Annotated in this window: 1 pseudogene; it reads right to left on the reverse strand. The window is 62.3% G+C overall.

The annotated features are described in order from the left end of the window. Nucleotides 1-125, reverse strand: a pseudogene (locus QJT78_RS52600) (hypothetical protein); the annotation flags it as partial. Nucleotides 126-244: the final 119 nt, after the last annotated feature.

Genomic DNA, 244 nt, shown 5'->3' on the forward strand with positions numbered 1-244 from the left:
TGCTTGGATCTGGCTGACGGAGCCGACCTGAGCTTTTGCTGTAGCACGTCATAGACCGGATGCAGATGCAACTCGCTCGCCCGGATCACCCAGTTGCCCAGCGTCCCGCGGGTGATGCTGACGTCGGCGCGGCCTAGCCCGTCCTATTCGTGAGAGTGCGGCTTTTGGGCCCGATTGATGCGGCCGCACATCTTGTCTGACGAGGCGCATAGGATTGCCTTCGGCTTTTCGCCGCCTGACGACC

The organism is Bradyrhizobium sp. Mp27, from assembly GCF_029953005.1.
GTDB classification, from domain to species: domain Bacteria; phylum Pseudomonadota; class Alphaproteobacteria; order Rhizobiales; family Xanthobacteraceae; genus Bradyrhizobium; species Bradyrhizobium barranii.